Genomic DNA, 15,124 nt, shown 5'->3' on the forward strand with positions numbered 1-15,124 from the left:
TTTGACACAATCCTGGAAAAAGCTTATAAAGAAAAGTGAGGTTCCGTTATTTTCACACTTAGTAGCGCAGTCATGTTACATACAATTTTATAAGTGTGAACGAACTACAAAACTAAAAAACAAATAATAAGTTTGCAACATGTTTGCAAATACGAATTTTGCATATAAATTCGTGTGATATTGAAAGGAGTTTTACTTATGAAAGAAATTAAAACAGAACAAGAATTCAAAGACCTCATCGCAAGCGAGGAGCCAGTAGTTGTTAAGTTCTTTACTACATGGTGCCCAGATTGCGTACGTATGGACAACTTTATCGGAGATGTAATGGAAGAGTTCAATAAATTTGAATGGTATTCTATTAATAAAGATGAGTTTCCAAGTATCGCTGAAGAGTATCAAGTAATGGGTATTCCAAGTTTACTTGTATACCAAAATGGTGAGAAGTTAGGCCACTTACATAGTGCTAACGCAAAAACTGAAGAGCAAGTTACTGAGTTTTTAGAAGCATACTAAAATAAAAGCCCTCTGGAAAATATTTTTCAGAGGGCTTTCATCTATTTTCACAATTATCTTTTGACGTTTTTCATCGTTTAATGAATTACACCTTGTCATTATAAGAATAATACATAGTAAGAAAAGTATTCGTTTCTTCATCCATCTAGCCTCCTATCTCTTTAGTAAATAAACTCCCATTCGGTTTACACCCTGACTTTGTACTTTTCAACATATTTTTCCTTCACGAAACTTTGTTATCCCCTTCTTAAAAAGCTATAAAACGTCAACAATGTTTGTATAGACCCACACGACTTTCGTTTGATACTCTATTTATAGAAAGAAATTCCTTTAAAGAAAGGTGAGTGATTAAAATGGATACTCTTTCTCATAAAGAAGCTGATAAAGGTGCTATTGTCAGCATTATGGCCTACATATTTTTATCCTCTATGAAAATCATCATCAGTTATATTACCCTCTCTAGTGCATTACGTGCTGACGGTTTAAATAACTTAACGGATATCGGTGCTTCTTTAGCGATATTAATTGGTCTAAAAATATCTCGTAAACCTCGTGACCCAGATCATCCGTATGGGCATTCGCGGGCCGAACAAATCGCATCACTTGTTGCGTCCTTCATTATGGCAACAGTCGGATTAGAAGTTGTTATTAGTGCCATTCAATCTTTCTTAAATCCGAAACAAGCAGCACCAAATGTACTCGCTGCATGGGTTGCTTTATTTTCTGCTGTCGTTATGTACTGCGTGTATTTGTATACGAAAAAAATTGCAGCACGAACAAAAAGTAAATCATTAGAAGCCGCTGCAAAGGATAATTTATCAGATGCACTCGTAAGTATTGGTACTGTAGTAGGTATTGTCGGTTCTCAGTTCCAAATGCCTATTTTAGACCCTATTGCCGCTTTAATTGTCGGTCTTATTATTTGTAAAACTGCATGGGAGATTTTCGTAGAATCTTCTCATATGCTAACAGATGGAATTGATCCTGATAAAATGGAAGAATACGCTGATGCTATTGAGCATATTGGCGGTGTGGAAAACATTGTAGATATTCGAGCACGTATGTACGGGAATCAAACGTACGTTGATATTACAATTGAAGTAGATGCTCGTATGGATGTTGGAGAAAGTCACTGTATTACTGACAATATCGAGGCTATGCTTCGCAAAAAGTTTGGAATTTACCATGCACACATTCATGTTGAGCCAATGAAAAAAGAACCTATTATGACATAGGTTCTTTTTTTATGAACGTTTTATGAAATATAACACATAAAACGAGCCAGCTACCGCCAGCTGCCCATCCTGCTAATACGTCAGATGGATAGTGCACGCCAAGATATATTCGGCTAACTGAAATAGATAATACAACAAAGCTTGCTATAAGAATAATTAATAATTTTTTATGCAACGAAATACGATCTTCAGTAATTGTGACGTATGCAATAAATCCTAAAAAAGCAGTAGCATTCATCGTATGACCGCTCGGAAAACTATATCCAGTCGCAGTAACAAGCTGCGTGACATCAGGTCTTGCTCGTTCGTACCATAGTTTAAGCATACTGTTTAAATAACGAGATCCGTAGTAATTAATTGTTAGAAGTAACGCACTAAGCAACTTTTTTCTAACGAGAAAATACATTACAAGAATAATGAGTAATGGAAAATATATTCTTTTGGAACCGATAAAAGACACCCAAGTAAAATAGGTCGTCAAATAATCGTTTCGAAAGCTTTGAATAAAATGTGCGACTATATTGTCAAAATTCTCAATACAAGCGGTATGATACGAAAGTGATAATACGACAAAACAAATGAGTAACGTAAAACTTAGCAAGTATAAATGTCGATATCGTTTCACATACATAACCTCACTATGCAAAAAAATGGAGCGGTTGTTTTAGTTTTCCTCTCCATTTCTTTTTTATGCATAGTTTATTAAAAAATATAATTATTAATTTTTTGCTTCATCTCAGGGATATCTTCTCTTGTTACGGTAAAACGAATCACCTTCTCATCAAGATCAAGCGCCTCAGCGAATAATCCAGCTAAACCACGGGATTTTCTATCTACTTCCATAATAATTTCTAGTCGGTCGTATGCACATGGCAAGATTAATAATTCTAATTCATCTAATTTCCCATAATGCTCTCCAGAAACCGGAATAAACTCAAATTCTTGTGCGAATGGAACTTGCTTACGTAATCGATGCGGTAATTCTTCACATTCTATATGACGTGCTTTAAACCCTAATTCATTTACACTATCTAAAACACTACTTAATAATGCATTGGGTAACACTTGAACGTAGTCGCGGTCACTTGGGTCTATACTACGTTTAATATCAAGACCTGTATGAATCCAAACCGTTTTCATACCAAGTGTAAGTGGTGCTTCAATTGGCATTGGAAAAGAAAATGGAATTTCAACTTTTTCATTCGGTTCTACAGAAAAAGGTTCTGTTAAGCGTACTCGCTCTAAATCATATGTTGCTGTTACTTTTTTATCATCCACTTCTCGTACATACGACGTCGATAATGTTAAGTAAATGCTTTCAATTTGTTGGCTAACTGAACCTCCAGTTATATGAACCTTTCCAACTATTTCTTCCCCAACAATATACTCATCTTTTTCAAGAACAGTATCTACCTTTGCACTTCCAATACCAACGCTTGCTAAAAACTTTTGAAACATGGAGTCTCCATCCTTTCTAAAACAGAAGCTACATCTTGTTTTAAATCTTGTACATTCTCATAGTACGGCGTTTTTATTTGTAACATTCTCATAAGAATTTCGCGATTATAATTTTCCAAAGTTAATTCTTCGTACCATGGTTTTTCCTGTTTTTCATTAGATTCATATCCTGCATATAATAAAAATAATGAGAAATGACCGAGCGCATAAAAGTCGCTACGAAAGTGAACTTCTCGCATCAAAGCTTGTTCACCTTCGTAAGTTGTAGCTCGCTCATCATCCTCACCTTTCCATTTAGCCAATCCAAAATCAATAATACTAATTTGATTTTCTTTCATTAGTATGTTTGGAATGCGTAAATCTCGATGAATAATGCCTTCACTATGAAACACCGATACAATTTCTAATATTTCATATAAAATCTCAAAAACTTCACGTTCTGTATATACATACCCATCTATGAAAATATAATCTTCAAAATTTTTACCAGGCATGTACTCCATCACAAAGAAGCTCTTTTTCTCCCATATGAAATGATCATATAGACTAGGAATTGCATGATGATTCAATGTTTGTAAAATCATTTTCTCTTGTTCAAATGATTTTCTACCAGACTCATATCTTTGTTTACTTTGTCTTAATTGTTTTAAGACTTTATATCTATTTATTTGTAAATCATTAACGACATATGTAACCCCATAACTGCCCATTCCAATTACTGATTCAATTTTATAACGTTCTGCAACAATTGTATTTTTTCGCAGTGGTCTATCAAATAATGCTAGTACACGACGCCATTTCATCAGCTACTTGAAAAGAAGCTACGGCTTTTACGTTTTCTTTTATAATGTTGATGTCCATAACCAGATGAACGTCGTTTATAATCGCTACTTGAATAAGAGCGCCCTCTACGACGATAATCACTACTTGAATACGAACGATATTTTTTCTTTCCTAATAAAGAATCAATAATTTTTTTGAACATCCCTTCACCTCTTGAGTAAAATTTCCTTTTCATTATACCAATAATTATTGACTATATTTGTGACAGGTTTGTAAAGAGTAAAAAACGACGAGTTATGCCCGTCGTTACTTTCATTCATCCTCTTCATCAAAAACTTCATCAATCATGCATTTCTCTAATAAATACTCAAATGTAATATCTGCGAGATCTTCAATTTCTTCTCGTTTTGGGACGTACCCTCTTTCAATTAGTTGCTCATAAAAAAACTCCGCAATCTCTTCCGTATCAATCACGACTTCAATTTCCTTCATGAGCATCACTCCTTTATTTCTGTTTTATGAAAAAATCTCAAAATTATGTATATGAGATTAGAAAAATAGATTTTATTTTTTTATAGGTCATAAGCTTTGGACGAGATGCATACGATTGTAGTACAAGCTATTCAAAGGGGGAAATAATAATGGAAAATCAATATGAAGTAGGACAAACAAAAGAAGAGTTCATGCATGAAGATCAATGGGCAGACTCTCTTATAAAGTGGCTTTTTATTTTTTTAATAGTTGTAGGCATACCTTATACTGCATATGTTGTTGTTCAATTTATTCTCTCTTTCTAGTTAACTATTTTTTCTCTGTCAATTTAACTAAATAATTATGAACAACATCCATTACAATTTTATATTCTTCATCTTTAAATGTATCGAACAATAATTGATAATCGTTATAAATATCAAGTAACCCATCAATGATTTCTTGACGATTCGTCTTAACACTCACTTTTTTCGAGTTGTTAATTGACTTTAACTTACCTAAATCTAATTTATTCATACCTGCTTTATCTTGTTTCAGTTTCTTCAAAATTGCATTTGCCGTTTGAGCATTCGCAAGTAACGTTAAATCTGACTCATCCGCTTCTAACCATTCACCATCCGTAATCCGTGACAATTCATAAATTGTATCTTCCCAGGCGTCATTCTTATATCTCCATACTTCTGTACGAAAACCAACAATACGGAAAACATCTTTATCATATCCAGTTACTTGCACAAGATCACCAAACGTGAAATTATAATTTAATTCAATCCACTCCGTATCGCCCTTTTTCATATCTTGCTCTGTAACGTGCTGCAATGTTTGCTCTACGTAAAATCCATCGTGATTATTGACTTCGTATACATAAACTCCATCTAAAACCTTCATATTTGTAATTTTCCCAACGGTTCCATATAGCGTAATCACGACTATGTCCCCTACGTTGTATTTAGGTTGTTTTTTTCTTGCCATCTCTATCTCTCCTTTTTTTGACGTCGTGATTTTGATATCAGTATATGCAACCTACATAAAAACGCTTATCACAGAAGCTTATATTCATAAATTTTTTCAATAAAAATTATAATCTTATAAAATTTACGTTACACTCAAAAAAAGCTAGTAACTAGACTAGCTTCAAATCAACAAATTTCGTATAAAAAAACATACAGAATACTTCACTTTAAACAAAGTAATGTATTCTGTATGTTTTCAAATAGTTTTTATCTATCTTGTATGTATAAATCCCAGGCTTCATCAAATATAGACATACTTTCTAGCATTCCGCTCAACTCTAAGTATGAACTAATTTCATCATAGTCTTCAGATTGCTTCGGAAAACTTAAATCATCATACATCGCCTCTGCTAAATCTGAAATTTCATTTCTAAATAAAGCTGCACGATGCTTCATCATATAATGGTAAAATGTTTTTTTCAAAAATATTCCCTACCTTTCTAACTTGGGTACATTATACAAGGCAAAAAAGAAAAAAACCAGCATAAAAGCTGGTTAAAAGTCGAAATAATTTCTTTTTAATAGACGTGGTCTTCCCATTAATTCTTCATATGTTAGTTGTTTTGGTAAATCTTTCGTATAAATTAAAAATAATTGATCTTCAATTTCTTTTACTGTATGGTCTGATTGATAGTCCATCCCGCACGAGGAACAAGAAATACATGGTGTCTTTTGGATTTCAATGGCTTTCGTACCATCTGGTAATTCCCAATATACAGTATTCAAGCTTTCTTTCGCTTCTGTACTGTCACACCACATACAATTCATACTGCATCACCCTCAGTTTTTTTGTCGTTTTCTTCTAATTTAGCCATTTGTGCTTGATATTTTTTATCTTTTAATTGATCGCGCTTATCACGTTTATCTTTTAAAGATGCATGAGTATCATTATCTTCATAGTCTTTACGACGGTTCATACGCTGTAAGTCGTCTGGAACGAGGTTAAATTTCTTATCGCTCATAAGACCTGCGATACCAACATCTGAACGTTTTTCTTCGTAGTTCGGATAAATCTCTTTAAAGTATCCTTCCGCTCTTCCTGGAATATAGCTCTCTGGCTCTGGATACGTCGTAATAACACCTTCAAAGTTACGAAGTACAACTTTATCTGCACTTTGTGAGATTAAATAGTTTGGTTGAAGTGCAATTTTACCGCCTCCACCTGGCGCATCAACAACGAATGTCGGAACAGCATAACCAGATGTGTGTCCACGTAAACCTTCAATAATTTCAAGACCTTTAGATACTGGTGCACGGAAGTGACCGATACCTTCAGATAAGTCACATTGATAAATATAATATGGACGTACACGGATTTTTACTAAGTCATGCATAAGTTTTTTCATAATTGGAACGCTGTCGTTAATACCAGCTAAAATTACTGCTTGGTTTCCGACTGGAACACCAGCATTCGCTAACATTTCACATGCCTTTTTCGATTCTTCAGTAATTTCAATAGATGTATTGAAATGTGTATTTAACCATACTGGATGGTATTTTTTAATAATGTTACATAAATTTTCTGTAATACGTTGCGGGAATACTACTGGTGCTCTCGTTCCGATACGAATAATCTCAACATGCGGAATCTCTCGTAAATTTTTTAATACATATTCTAAAATTTTATCGTTAATTAGAAGTCCATCACCACCGGAGATTAATACATCTCGTACTTGTGGTGTTTCACTAATATAAGCAATCGCATCATCTAATTGTTTCTTCGGTACACCCATTCCAATTTGTCCACTAAAACGACGGCGTGTACAGTAACGACAATACATAGAACATTGATTTGTTACTAAGAATAGTACACGGTCTGGATAACGATGTGTTAGCCCTGGAACTGGTGAATCTTCATCTTCGTGAAGTGGATCTTCTAAATCATATTTTGTTTTATATAACTCTTCCGAAATCGGTACTGATTGCATCCGAATCGGACAGCGTGGATCATCAGGATTCATTAGCCAAGCATAGTACGGTGTAATGTTTAACGGGATCGTTTTCGTTGAAATTTTAACGCCCTCTTCTTCTTCAGGTGTTAAGTTAATTACTTTTCTTAAGTCATCTAACGTTTTGATCGTATTCGTTAATTGCCAAACCCAATCATTCCATTGCTCTTCAGTAACATCTTTCCATAATTCGATATCCTTCCAGTGACGATTTGGTTTGTATACATCATGTAACATTGCTATTCCCCCTTTTTATACGCTCATCCTTTATATAAGCAATAGTTATGCCAACTTTACATTGTTGATAAGTAAATGTGCGGAGAACCCTATTACATAAGCGAAAAAATATTTTTAAGCGTTGTATGAAATCAATACTTAACATCATATTCATTACTTTTTATATATGTAAACGCTCTTTTATTCGTGCAAACACACAAAAACCGCCGATTATTCGGCGGTTTTGTCGTACTTGCTCAGTTTATATTGAAGCGTTTGACGAGGGATACCTAACATTTTTGCGGCTTGTAATATATTCCCTTCCGTTTCAATCAACGCTTGATCTATTAATTCTTTTTCTGTTTGATGAAGTGCTTCTCTAAGTGGCATTATACCCTTCTTCTTCGAAAAATTCTCTTTCCGAAATGTACGTGGTAAACAATTGGCTGTTAATGTATTCCCTTCTGCAATAATAACAGCATGTTCAATCGTATGTTTTAACTCCCGGACATTTCCAGGCCACTGATAAGCTTGCAGTCTATCTTTCGCTTCCTCATCAATTTGAAGTACACCTTTTTTATAACTTTTATTATATTCTTTCAAAAAATATGATGCTAATAATAATACATCCTCAGTTCTTTCACGAAGCGGTGGGATATATAATGAAAATACGTTTAAGCGATAATATAAATCAGTGCGAATTTTATTCTCTCGTAAACATATTTCTGGAGGCTGGTTCATTGCGGTAATAACACGAACATCTACTTTTCTCGTCTTATTATCACCAATTCTTCTAATGACTCCATCTTCTAACACTCGTAACATTTTTGCCTGCAAATCAAGAGGCATTGAATTCAGTTCATCTAAAAATAATGTACCACCATCAACAAGTTCAAATAGCCCAGCTCTTTCAATCGCTCCTGTATAGCTTCCTTTTGTCGTTCCAAACAATAAACTTTCTAATAACGACTCTGGTAAAGCTGCACAGTTTTGTGCAATAAATGGCTTGTTTTTTCTTTTAGAAGCTTCATGAATTGCTTGTACGAACAGTTCTTTTCCTGTTCCTGTTTCACCATATATTAAAACATTTGCGTCTGTTGGTGCTACTTTTTGTGCTAACTCTTTCGTCTGTTTAAACCGCGTATCATTTGTCACTATCGTCTCAAATGCAGCATGCTTTTTAATCACTTTTTTTCTAGATGATCGCTTTATTTTCGACTGTAAGTCAACAATTGTGTCAGTAAGTTTTTGAATTGTAGAGTAATCCTTTGCAATTTCAACAGCCCCAGCAATATTCCCATCTATAAAAATAGGTAACGTCGTATTTACTGTACAAACATCTTCACCATTTAAATTTTGATAATGCTGTGCTTGATGTACGATAGGTTTTTTTGTATCTAGTACTTTCATCAATGTACTCGTTTCCCTTGATAAAGACGGGAACGCTTCTAATAGATGTTTCCCTAACACTTTTTCAATCTTCGATCCATCGTGTTTTGCAGCTACAGAATTATAAAATATTGTAATTCCATTTTCATCTACAGCGTGTATAGCCTCATCAATACTGCCCAAAATCGCTTCAATGACTTCTTGTGTCGAAACTGCTAGCAATGTCATCCCCCCTCTTGCCGAAAATCCAGCAATTACATGCCGAATTTTCGGCACACCTATGTGCGATTGTAAGCATGACGATTCCGTTCTATAATTTTGACCAATTTTATATTTTCATTAGATAACTCGAAACTCTAATTAGTATAGCTTTTCGAACACCCAGCTCCACCTAACTGTTTTGCTTTACAGCCGAATTTTGAGGCGGAAGTTTTACTGCTTTAGAATAGCTAGATAGATCTTTCACCCATATATTCATATCTTCCAACTTATCGAAAATGTAGCAATTATTCGCCAGTCTTCCTGTATACGTATAGCCTAATTGATGAAAGGCAGCATTCATTCCGAAAGAAAGCGATCGAGCAATTGTATAGGAGCAGAAAATAGATCTTTCTCGAAGCTCTTCCTCTAATTTAATTAGTAAACTTTTCATAAATCCATGTTTACGATATTCAGGTAAAGTAGCACAATTCGTTAATTCTGCATTCCCTTCTTTTATATTCATTTCTGCAGATGCTGTACTAATAATTTTCCCCTCAAATTCATATACGTAGTAAATTGTATCGTCTTCTTTCATCGTCTGTAATACATAACTCGCTTCATTTAAAGGTGTCGGATACACTTCAAATACTTTTCCGAATACAGTTGCTAATTCTTCTGCATCTTCTTCATTCGCTTTTCTCAGCAAAAATTTCTCTGGAACTACTTTTTCTTTTATTTCTTTTCCTTTTACACCGCTTAATATAGTATCTTCCTCAGTCCAATGCATACTATTTCGTCTTTCATCATTATTATATTTCACAAAAAAGTATGCATCGTGTCCTTGAAAATAATGAGGTATCGTTGCTTCCAACAAAAAACCGAAAGAGAGCCATGTTGAAACATGCTCTCCCTTTCCTTTAATAATACATTTAGTGAAAGAATGCTTCTCTGCTAGTTCGTCAATTGTCTGTATAATACTTTCAACATTTCCTGTATAGTGATCTACCCGAATACGCTTATTAAAATAATCTAAAACGCCTTCTACTGTATAACAATTCGTCTGTTCTCTAAAAGATTCATAGTATTTCATTTTTTCACCTCACACCAATCTAGTAATGTACATGCAATAATTTTTGCGGCAGCTATCATTTTATCAACTTCTATATATTCGTTTGGATAGTGTGCTACTTTCGTCTCTCCTGGACCAAATACTATTGTTGGTACGTTTGCAATTTGTGTAAATAAACCTCCATCAGTCCCCCACGGAGATGCTTCAATAATTGGTTCGTTCCCTTCGATTTCAACAAAGTTGTGATGAAGTGTCGTAATGAGTTCATGATTCTCTTCTAATTCACCAGGAACCCATCTCGCTCCAAACCACTCTACTTCTACTGGATTTTCAACAAACCAATTGTCCACATCATTTAATTCAACAATCCAATTCTCAAACTCTTCTTTTGCCGCCTCTATAGTCTCATTCGGCGCAACACCGCATCTTCCTTCTAAAATTAATTCATCTGGAACAGAACTTGGCCAACTCCCTCCTTCAATTTTCCCAATGTTAATTGGAATTGGAATCGGAATCCCTTTAAATAACGGATCTGTAATTCGACTATTTCTTTTCTCCTCTAGCTTTCTTACATGTTCTATAACAAACATACTTTTTTCAATTGCACTAACCCCTTCATAACGCGTTCCACCGTGTGCAGCTTTCCCTTTTACACGTAAACGAAACCACATGGAACCTTGTTGTTTCGGGAAAAACTTCATATTAGTAGGCTCTGGAATAATGACACCATCTGCCTTATATCCTCGTAATATAGTTGCTAATGTCCCTGCTCCGCCACTTTCCTCTTCTATTACACTTTGAAAATAGATGTCTCCTTTTAATGCAATGCTAGATTCAATAATCGCTTCCATCGCAAGCATGAGTGCGACATTTCCGCCTTTCATATCCGTCGTTCCACGGCCATATATACGATTTCCTATTTTCTCACCGCTATAAGGATGATGTTCCCACTGATTGACATCCCCTTCTGGAACTACATCAATATGCCCATTTAATATCATAGATTTCCCGTCTCCACTTCCTTTTAAAGTTGCTACAATATTTGGGCTATCTGAAAAACTTGTACGGGGTGATACAAAATAAGGATGATCTTTCATTTTAGAAAAAGAAGGCTCCCATATATCGAGGTCCAAACCTAATTCACGTAATTTTTCAATCACAATCGCCTGCGCACCGCTTTCATCACCAGATACGCTCTTTTCTTGAATTAATCGTTTTAAAAATTTCACACTTTCTTCTTCATGTCTCTCAATATAATCACAAACTTGCTTTTTTAATTGCTCCATATATTACATCTCCCTTCATTCAATTACTAGTAAGTTAGAACTAATTTGAAAATCCGCTTCTGTATGTCGTTTTATATCTTCTACTGTGTATGGGCTCATTAATTCTTGTAATATAAGTCCACTCGGAGTTACCTCCATGACCGCCATATCAGTAATAATTAAATCTACACATTTCTTTGAAGTTAATGGCAATGTACACTCTGAAACAATTTTTGCATTTCCGTACTTATCAACATGATTCATCACAACAACGACCCGCTTCGCTTTTTGTGCTAAATCCATTGCTCCACCAATACCTGGAACACGTTTTCCAGGTACAATCCAGTTTGCTAAATCACCATTTTCACTTACTTGTAATGAACCAAGAATCGTTATATCTAGCAAACCTTTTCGAATCATCCCAAACGCTGTGCAACTATCGAAATAACTCGCTCCTGTTATAAGAGAAGTTGGTAAACCTGCTGCATTACACAAGTTTTCGTCTTCATTCCCTTTACTTGGCGTTGGTCCCATGCCGACGATTCCATTTTCCGCATGAAACATAACATTTATATCGTCAGGCAAATGATTTGGTACAAGCGATGGTATGCCAATACCTAAATTTACAATCATACCATTTTGTATTTCTTTCGCCGCACGCCTAGCAATCTTATCCCTCACTTCTACGCCCATACCCATTTCCAGTTCACTCCTTCCGACGGTACAATATAATTTACGAAAACACCTGGAACGACAATTTCCTCTGGATCTAAACTTCCTAGCGGGACTATTTCTTCTGCTTCTACAATTGTTATATCCCCAGCCATTGCTACGTGAGGATTCATATTTCGTGCACTTTTGTCAAATACAAGGTTACCAAACGGATCTGCCTTTTTCGCATATACAATTGAAACTTCAGCAGTTAATGCTGTTTCAACTAAATATGTCTTACCGTTCATTTCAACTGTTCGTTTTCCCTCTTCCACAATCGTATCAACACCAACATCAACTAAAATACCACCAAGACCAACACCACCTGCGCGAATGCGTTCCGCTAATGTTCCCTGCGGAGAAAACTCAATTTGTAATCTTCCCTCGTTTAGTTGCCTTCCTGCATTTGGGTTGGATCCAATGTGAGAAGTAATTAGTGATTTAACTCTTTCATTTGTAACAAGACGACCGATACCTACATCAGGAAATCCAGTGTCATTTCCAATCAAATTTAAATTTGTAACGCCTTTTTCTAAAATTGCCTGTATTAAAGATGGAGGGGATCCAATCCCTCCAAATCCCCCAAACATTAATGTCATATCATCATGGAACAAAGAAATTACTTCCTCAATTTCTTTTAATTTACCGAATGTATTTGTAATAGTTGTCATGCGATACTATGCCCTCCTTTTTGCATCATCTCTTCCACACTTTTAGAGAAAATTGAAAGTAATTCATCTAACTCGGAATATGTAGTTGTCATTGGCGGTGCTACAAGCAGTGCACTATCTTCTTTTCCTGCTTGCCCTGAAACTGCTTGATATAAAAGCAGGCCATTTTTAGCTGCAACTGAAATAAGCTCCGACGCTTTTGTAAACGGTTGCAATTCTACTCCGATTAGCAACCCTTTTCCGCGCACATCAGCAATGATTGTCGATTGTTGCTGAACTTTCTGTAAGCCTTTTATTAAATACTCTCCCTTTTCTGCTGTTTTTTCAGGGAGATTATGTTTCTCCATATATTCAATAACAGCTAAAGCCGTTGCTGCAGACAATGGATTTGCACTTAACGTATGACCGCTCATTACTGAACGTGACCCACGTAATATTGGCTCCATAACACGATCACTTACAACTGTCGCTGCCATCGGTGTATATCCCGCTCCTAACCCTTTACCAAGTGTCATAATATCCGGTTCTACACCCCAATGCTCCATCGCAAACCATGCTCCAGTACGACCAAGCCCAGTCATTACTTCATCCGCAATAAATAAAATATCGTAATGGTCGCAAATATCTTTAATGACTTTATAATAGTCTTTCGGCGGAACAACCGCGCCTCCAGCTGCTCCGATAATCGGCTCAGCAATAAAAGCAGCAATATGCTCTGCACCAATTCTTTCAATTGATCTTTCTAGTTCAGTCGCACATGCCAGCTGACAAGTTGGATATACCTTTTGAACAGGGCATCTGAAACAATATGGAGCTGGTATAGTCGGATAATCTTCCAAAATAGATACGAAACGTTGTCTACGTAGTGGGTGACCAGACATCGATAACGCACCCATCGTAATGCCGTGATAACTCATCCATCTTGATAATATTTTGTGTTTCCCTTGAATGCCTCGCTCTTGAAAATGCTGAATTGCAATTTTCATAGCTGTTTCATTTGCTTCCGTACCACTATTTACAAAGAAACTCCAGTTCAAATCTCCTACACTTAAATCACTTAACTTCTTCGCTAATTTTTCAGCTGGTTCACTCGTAAACTGTGATCTATAAACAAAAGCAATCTCCTCAGCTTGCTTTTTAATAACGTCTGCAATCTCCTTTACGCCATGCCCAATACCTGCCGTAATTGCTCCTGACGAACCATCAAAATATTTATTGCCATTTTGATCATACAAATAAACACCTTTTCCATGTGAAATCATTGGATACGGCTGACCAACAAGTGGTTTAATTAAGTAATCGCGCATAGCGCTCCCCCATTTCTCCAATTTGTATATATATATGAAGAAAATTGACGTTTCTTTCATAAAAAAGAATCCTCTGCAAAAGCAGTGAATTTATCAAAAAACTATTATAAAATATACAAATGAGTGCTTAAAAATATTTATAAAACAGAAAATTCAGAACTCAAAACGAAGACCAACCCTTTTCTATACGCCCAAATAACCCTCCCTTTTATATGAAATGACTACATCACCAAATGGTTTTATAGCATAATGCCAGCTGCCCTTATATGCCGACATTCTGTACACTTCGACGGAACTCCGGTTAAACTCCTTCCTATTATCCTACTTTAAATTGCATATTTTAAAACAAATTTCGACACCCTGCCTTACTAATCAATTCAGATTCATATTTAATATGTAAACTTTTCATTTTTAAACTATAAAAAAAGAACCGATTAACCACACTAATCAGTTCGTCATGACGCTCTCTTATGGGTTAATACTGTCAATTGCTTAAATAAATAGAAAAATCAAGTTTACAAATTCATCCTACAGCCTATAAGACAAAACCTTTTCATAACTTCATTCACAATTACTATCGGGATATCCCTATCCCGAAGTGGCACCCCTTTCCTCAGATTCAAACTACCTTTCCTTTATAATTTATGTAGGACAATTATCACTTTGTATGTGTATTTGCCTATAATTTAAAAAAACTCTAGTTTTCTAGCGATTGTTGGACATGTATTCAATATGTTAATTGAAATGCACTGTCAATTTGGCATTTATATGTTTTTACTTTCGTGCAGTCATATGTACTGCTTTAATCTACGAAATACTCGTAAGTACCAGCACCTCTTTATGACGACATAT

18 protein-coding genes are annotated in these 15,124 nt (G+C 35.4%); 3 read left to right on the plus strand and 15 right to left on the minus strand.

Annotated elements, in window-relative coordinates; translation table 11 throughout:
• Nucleotides 1-198 precede the first annotated feature (198 nt).
• Together RT27_RS14750 and RT27_RS14755 are read left to right on the plus strand one after the other, a co-directional pair.
• A complete protein-coding gene (locus RT27_RS14750; protein ID WP_016081745.1) occupies nucleotides 199-513 on the plus strand; it encodes a thioredoxin family protein in 315 nt (104 codons plus the stop codon).
• 353 nt (nucleotides 514-866) lie between these two features.
• On the plus strand, nucleotides 867-1,748 hold the full coding sequence (locus RT27_RS14755; protein WP_000380385.1) for a cation diffusion facilitator family transporter: 882 nt from the start codon (nucleotides 867-869) through the stop codon (nucleotides 1,746-1,748).
• Here RT27_RS14755 and RT27_RS14760 read toward each other — a convergent pair.
• The 5 genes from RT27_RS14760 to RT27_RS14780 all read right to left on the minus strand — a co-directional run bounded on the left by RT27_RS14760 (nucleotide 1,738) and on the right by RT27_RS14780 (nucleotide 4,481).
• On the minus strand, nucleotides 1,738-2,373 hold the full coding sequence (locus RT27_RS14760; RefSeq protein ID WP_000833369.1) for a phosphatase PAP2 family protein: 636 nt from the start codon (nucleotides 2,371-2,373) through the stop codon (nucleotides 1,738-1,740). The genes RT27_RS14755 and RT27_RS14760 overlap by 11 nt on opposite strands.
• 77 nt (nucleotides 2,374-2,450) lie before the next feature.
• Entirely contained in the window at nucleotides 2,451-3,206 is a 756-nt protein-coding gene (locus tag RT27_RS14765) for a sporulation protein (protein ID WP_029442235.1), read from the minus strand.
• Nucleotides 3,188-4,009, minus strand: coding sequence for a protein kinase (locus RT27_RS14770; RefSeq protein WP_043936531.1), 822 nt, complete (start codon nucleotides 4,007-4,009; stop codon nucleotides 3,188-3,190). Before RT27_RS14770 ends, RT27_RS14765 begins: the two co-directional genes overlap by 19 nt.
• Complete coding sequence (locus tag RT27_RS14775) at nucleotides 4,009-4,191, minus strand: hypothetical protein (protein WP_000473371.1); 183 nt, start codon at nucleotides 4,189-4,191, stop codon at nucleotides 4,009-4,011. The genes RT27_RS14770 and RT27_RS14775 overlap by 1 nt, the downstream gene beginning before the upstream one ends.
• A gap of 110 nt (nucleotides 4,192-4,301) precedes the next feature.
• The gene (locus tag RT27_RS14780) at nucleotides 4,302-4,481 is read right to left on the minus strand and encodes a YozD family protein (protein WP_000658451.1); all 180 of its coding nucleotides are present in this window, start codon (nucleotides 4,479-4,481) and stop codon (nucleotides 4,302-4,304) included.
• A gap of 149 nt (nucleotides 4,482-4,630) precedes the next feature.
• Here RT27_RS14780 and RT27_RS33450 point away from each other — a divergent pair, with 149 nt between their 5' ends.
• Nucleotides 4,631-4,786, plus strand: coding sequence for a DUF3930 family protein (locus RT27_RS33450; RefSeq protein ID WP_000431486.1), 156 nt, complete (start codon nucleotides 4,631-4,633; stop codon nucleotides 4,784-4,786).
• 4 nt (nucleotides 4,787-4,790) lie between these two features.
• Here the strand turns inward: RT27_RS33450 and RT27_RS14785 are convergent, their stop codons facing one another.
• From RT27_RS14785 to RT27_RS14830, 10 genes are all read right to left on the minus strand, one after another.
• Nucleotides 4,791-5,453, minus strand: a complete 663-nt coding sequence (locus RT27_RS14785; RefSeq protein WP_000101498.1) for a hypothetical protein — start codon at nucleotides 5,451-5,453, stop codon at nucleotides 4,791-4,793.
• Nucleotides 5,454-5,701: 248 nt separating this feature from the next.
• A complete protein-coding gene (locus tag RT27_RS14790; protein WP_000750717.1) occupies nucleotides 5,702-5,917 on the minus strand; it encodes a YozE family protein in 216 nt (71 codons plus the stop codon).
• A gap of 72 nt (nucleotides 5,918-5,989) precedes the next feature.
• Entirely contained in the window at nucleotides 5,990-6,262 is a 273-nt protein-coding gene (locus RT27_RS14795) for a YokU family protein (protein WP_000995766.1), read from the minus strand.
• Nucleotides 6,259-7,680, minus strand: a complete 1,422-nt coding sequence (gene ablA / locus RT27_RS14800) for a lysine 2,3-aminomutase (RefSeq protein ID WP_000902145.1) — start codon at nucleotides 7,678-7,680, stop codon at nucleotides 6,259-6,261. Before ablA ends, RT27_RS14795 begins: the two co-directional genes overlap by 4 nt.
• Before the next feature lie 210 nt (nucleotides 7,681-7,890).
• Nucleotides 7,891-9,276: an arginine utilization transcriptional regulator RocR gene (rocR, locus tag RT27_RS14805; protein ID WP_023521852.1), complete on the minus strand. Its 1,386-nt coding sequence runs from the start codon at nucleotides 9,274-9,276 to the stop codon at nucleotides 7,891-7,893.
• Nucleotides 9,277-9,439: 163 nt separating this feature from the next.
• A complete protein-coding gene (ablB, locus tag RT27_RS14810; protein ID WP_043936532.1) occupies nucleotides 9,440-10,339 on the minus strand; it encodes a putative beta-lysine N-acetyltransferase in 900 nt (299 codons plus the stop codon).
• Entirely contained in the window at nucleotides 10,336-11,604 is a 1,269-nt protein-coding gene (locus RT27_RS14815; protein WP_016081750.1) for a peptidase, read from the minus strand. The genes ablB and RT27_RS14815 overlap by 4 nt, the downstream gene beginning before the upstream one ends.
• Before the next feature lie 15 nt (nucleotides 11,605-11,619).
• Nucleotides 11,620-12,282: a CoA transferase subunit B gene (locus RT27_RS14820; RefSeq protein ID WP_000525277.1), complete on the minus strand. Its 663-nt coding sequence runs from the start codon at nucleotides 12,280-12,282 to the stop codon at nucleotides 11,620-11,622.
• A complete protein-coding gene (atoD, locus tag RT27_RS14825; RefSeq protein ID WP_016081751.1) occupies nucleotides 12,267-12,965 on the minus strand; it encodes an acetate CoA-transferase subunit alpha in 699 nt (232 codons plus the stop codon). Before atoD ends, RT27_RS14820 begins: the two co-directional genes overlap by 16 nt.
• Nucleotides 12,962-14,272: an aspartate aminotransferase family protein gene (locus tag RT27_RS14830; RefSeq protein ID WP_001205877.1), complete on the minus strand. Its 1,311-nt coding sequence runs from the start codon at nucleotides 14,270-14,272 to the stop codon at nucleotides 12,962-12,964. The genes atoD and RT27_RS14830 overlap by 4 nt, the downstream gene beginning before the upstream one ends.
• Nucleotides 14,273-15,124: the final 852 nt, after the last annotated feature.

It is taken from the genome of Bacillus sp. L_1B0_5, from assembly GCF_000836715.1.
GTDB classification, from domain to species: Bacteria; Bacillota; Bacilli; order Bacillales; family Bacillaceae_G; genus Bacillus_A; species Bacillus_A thuringiensis_S.

What these genes read in the sequence shown, in the direction of transcription:
- RT27_RS14750 (WP_016081745.1), top strand. Translation starts at nt 199, where the DNA reads ATGAAAGAAATTAAAACAGAACAAGAATTCAAAGACCTCATCGCAAGC.
- RT27_RS14755 (WP_000380385.1), top strand. Translation starts at nt 867, where the DNA reads ATGGATACTCTTTCTCATAAAGAAGCTGATAAAGGTGCTATTGTCAGC.
- RT27_RS14765 (WP_029442235.1), bottom strand. Translation starts at nt 3,206, where the DNA reads ATGTTTCAAAAGTTTTTAGCAAGCGTTGGTATTGGAAGTGCAAAGGTA.
- RT27_RS14770 (WP_043936531.1), bottom strand. Translation starts at nt 4,009, where the DNA reads ATGAAATGGCGTCGTGTACTAGCATTATTTGATAGACCACTGCGAAAA.
- RT27_RS14775 (WP_000473371.1), bottom strand. Translation starts at nt 4,191, where the DNA reads ATGTTCAAAAAAATTATTGATTCTTTATTAGGAAAGAAAAAATATCGT.
- RT27_RS14780 (WP_000658451.1), bottom strand. Translation starts at nt 4,481, where the DNA reads ATGAAGGAAATTGAAGTCGTGATTGATACGGAAGAGATTGCGGAGTTT.
- RT27_RS33450 (WP_000431486.1), top strand. Translation starts at nt 4,631, where the DNA reads ATGGAAAATCAATATGAAGTAGGACAAACAAAAGAAGAGTTCATGCAT.
- RT27_RS14785 (WP_000101498.1), bottom strand. Translation starts at nt 5,453, where the DNA reads ATGGCAAGAAAAAAACAACCTAAATACAACGTAGGGGACATAGTCGTG.
- RT27_RS14795 (WP_000995766.1), bottom strand. Translation starts at nt 6,262, where the DNA reads ATGAATTGTATGTGGTGTGACAGTACAGAAGCGAAAGAAAGCTTGAAT.
- ablA (WP_000902145.1), bottom strand. Translation starts at nt 7,680, where the DNA reads ATGTTACATGATGTATACAAACCAAATCGTCACTGGAAGGATATCGAA.
- rocR (WP_023521852.1), bottom strand. Translation starts at nt 9,276, where the DNA reads ATGACATTGCTAGCAGTTTCGACACAAGAAGTCATTGAAGCGATTTTG.
- ablB (WP_043936532.1), bottom strand. Translation starts at nt 10,339, where the DNA reads ATGAAATACTATGAATCTTTTAGAGAACAGACGAATTGTTATACAGTA.
- RT27_RS14815 (WP_016081750.1), bottom strand. Translation starts at nt 11,604, where the DNA reads ATGGAGCAATTAAAAAAGCAAGTTTGTGATTATATTGAGAGACATGAA.
- RT27_RS14820 (WP_000525277.1), bottom strand. Translation starts at nt 12,282, where the DNA reads ATGGGTATGGGCGTAGAAGTGAGGGATAAGATTGCTAGGCGTGCGGCG.
- atoD (WP_016081751.1), bottom strand. Translation starts at nt 12,965, where the DNA reads ATGACAACTATTACAAATACATTCGGTAAATTAAAAGAAATTGAGGAA.
- RT27_RS14830 (WP_001205877.1), bottom strand. Translation starts at nt 14,272, where the DNA reads ATGCGCGATTACTTAATTAAACCACTTGTTGGTCAGCCGTATCCAATG.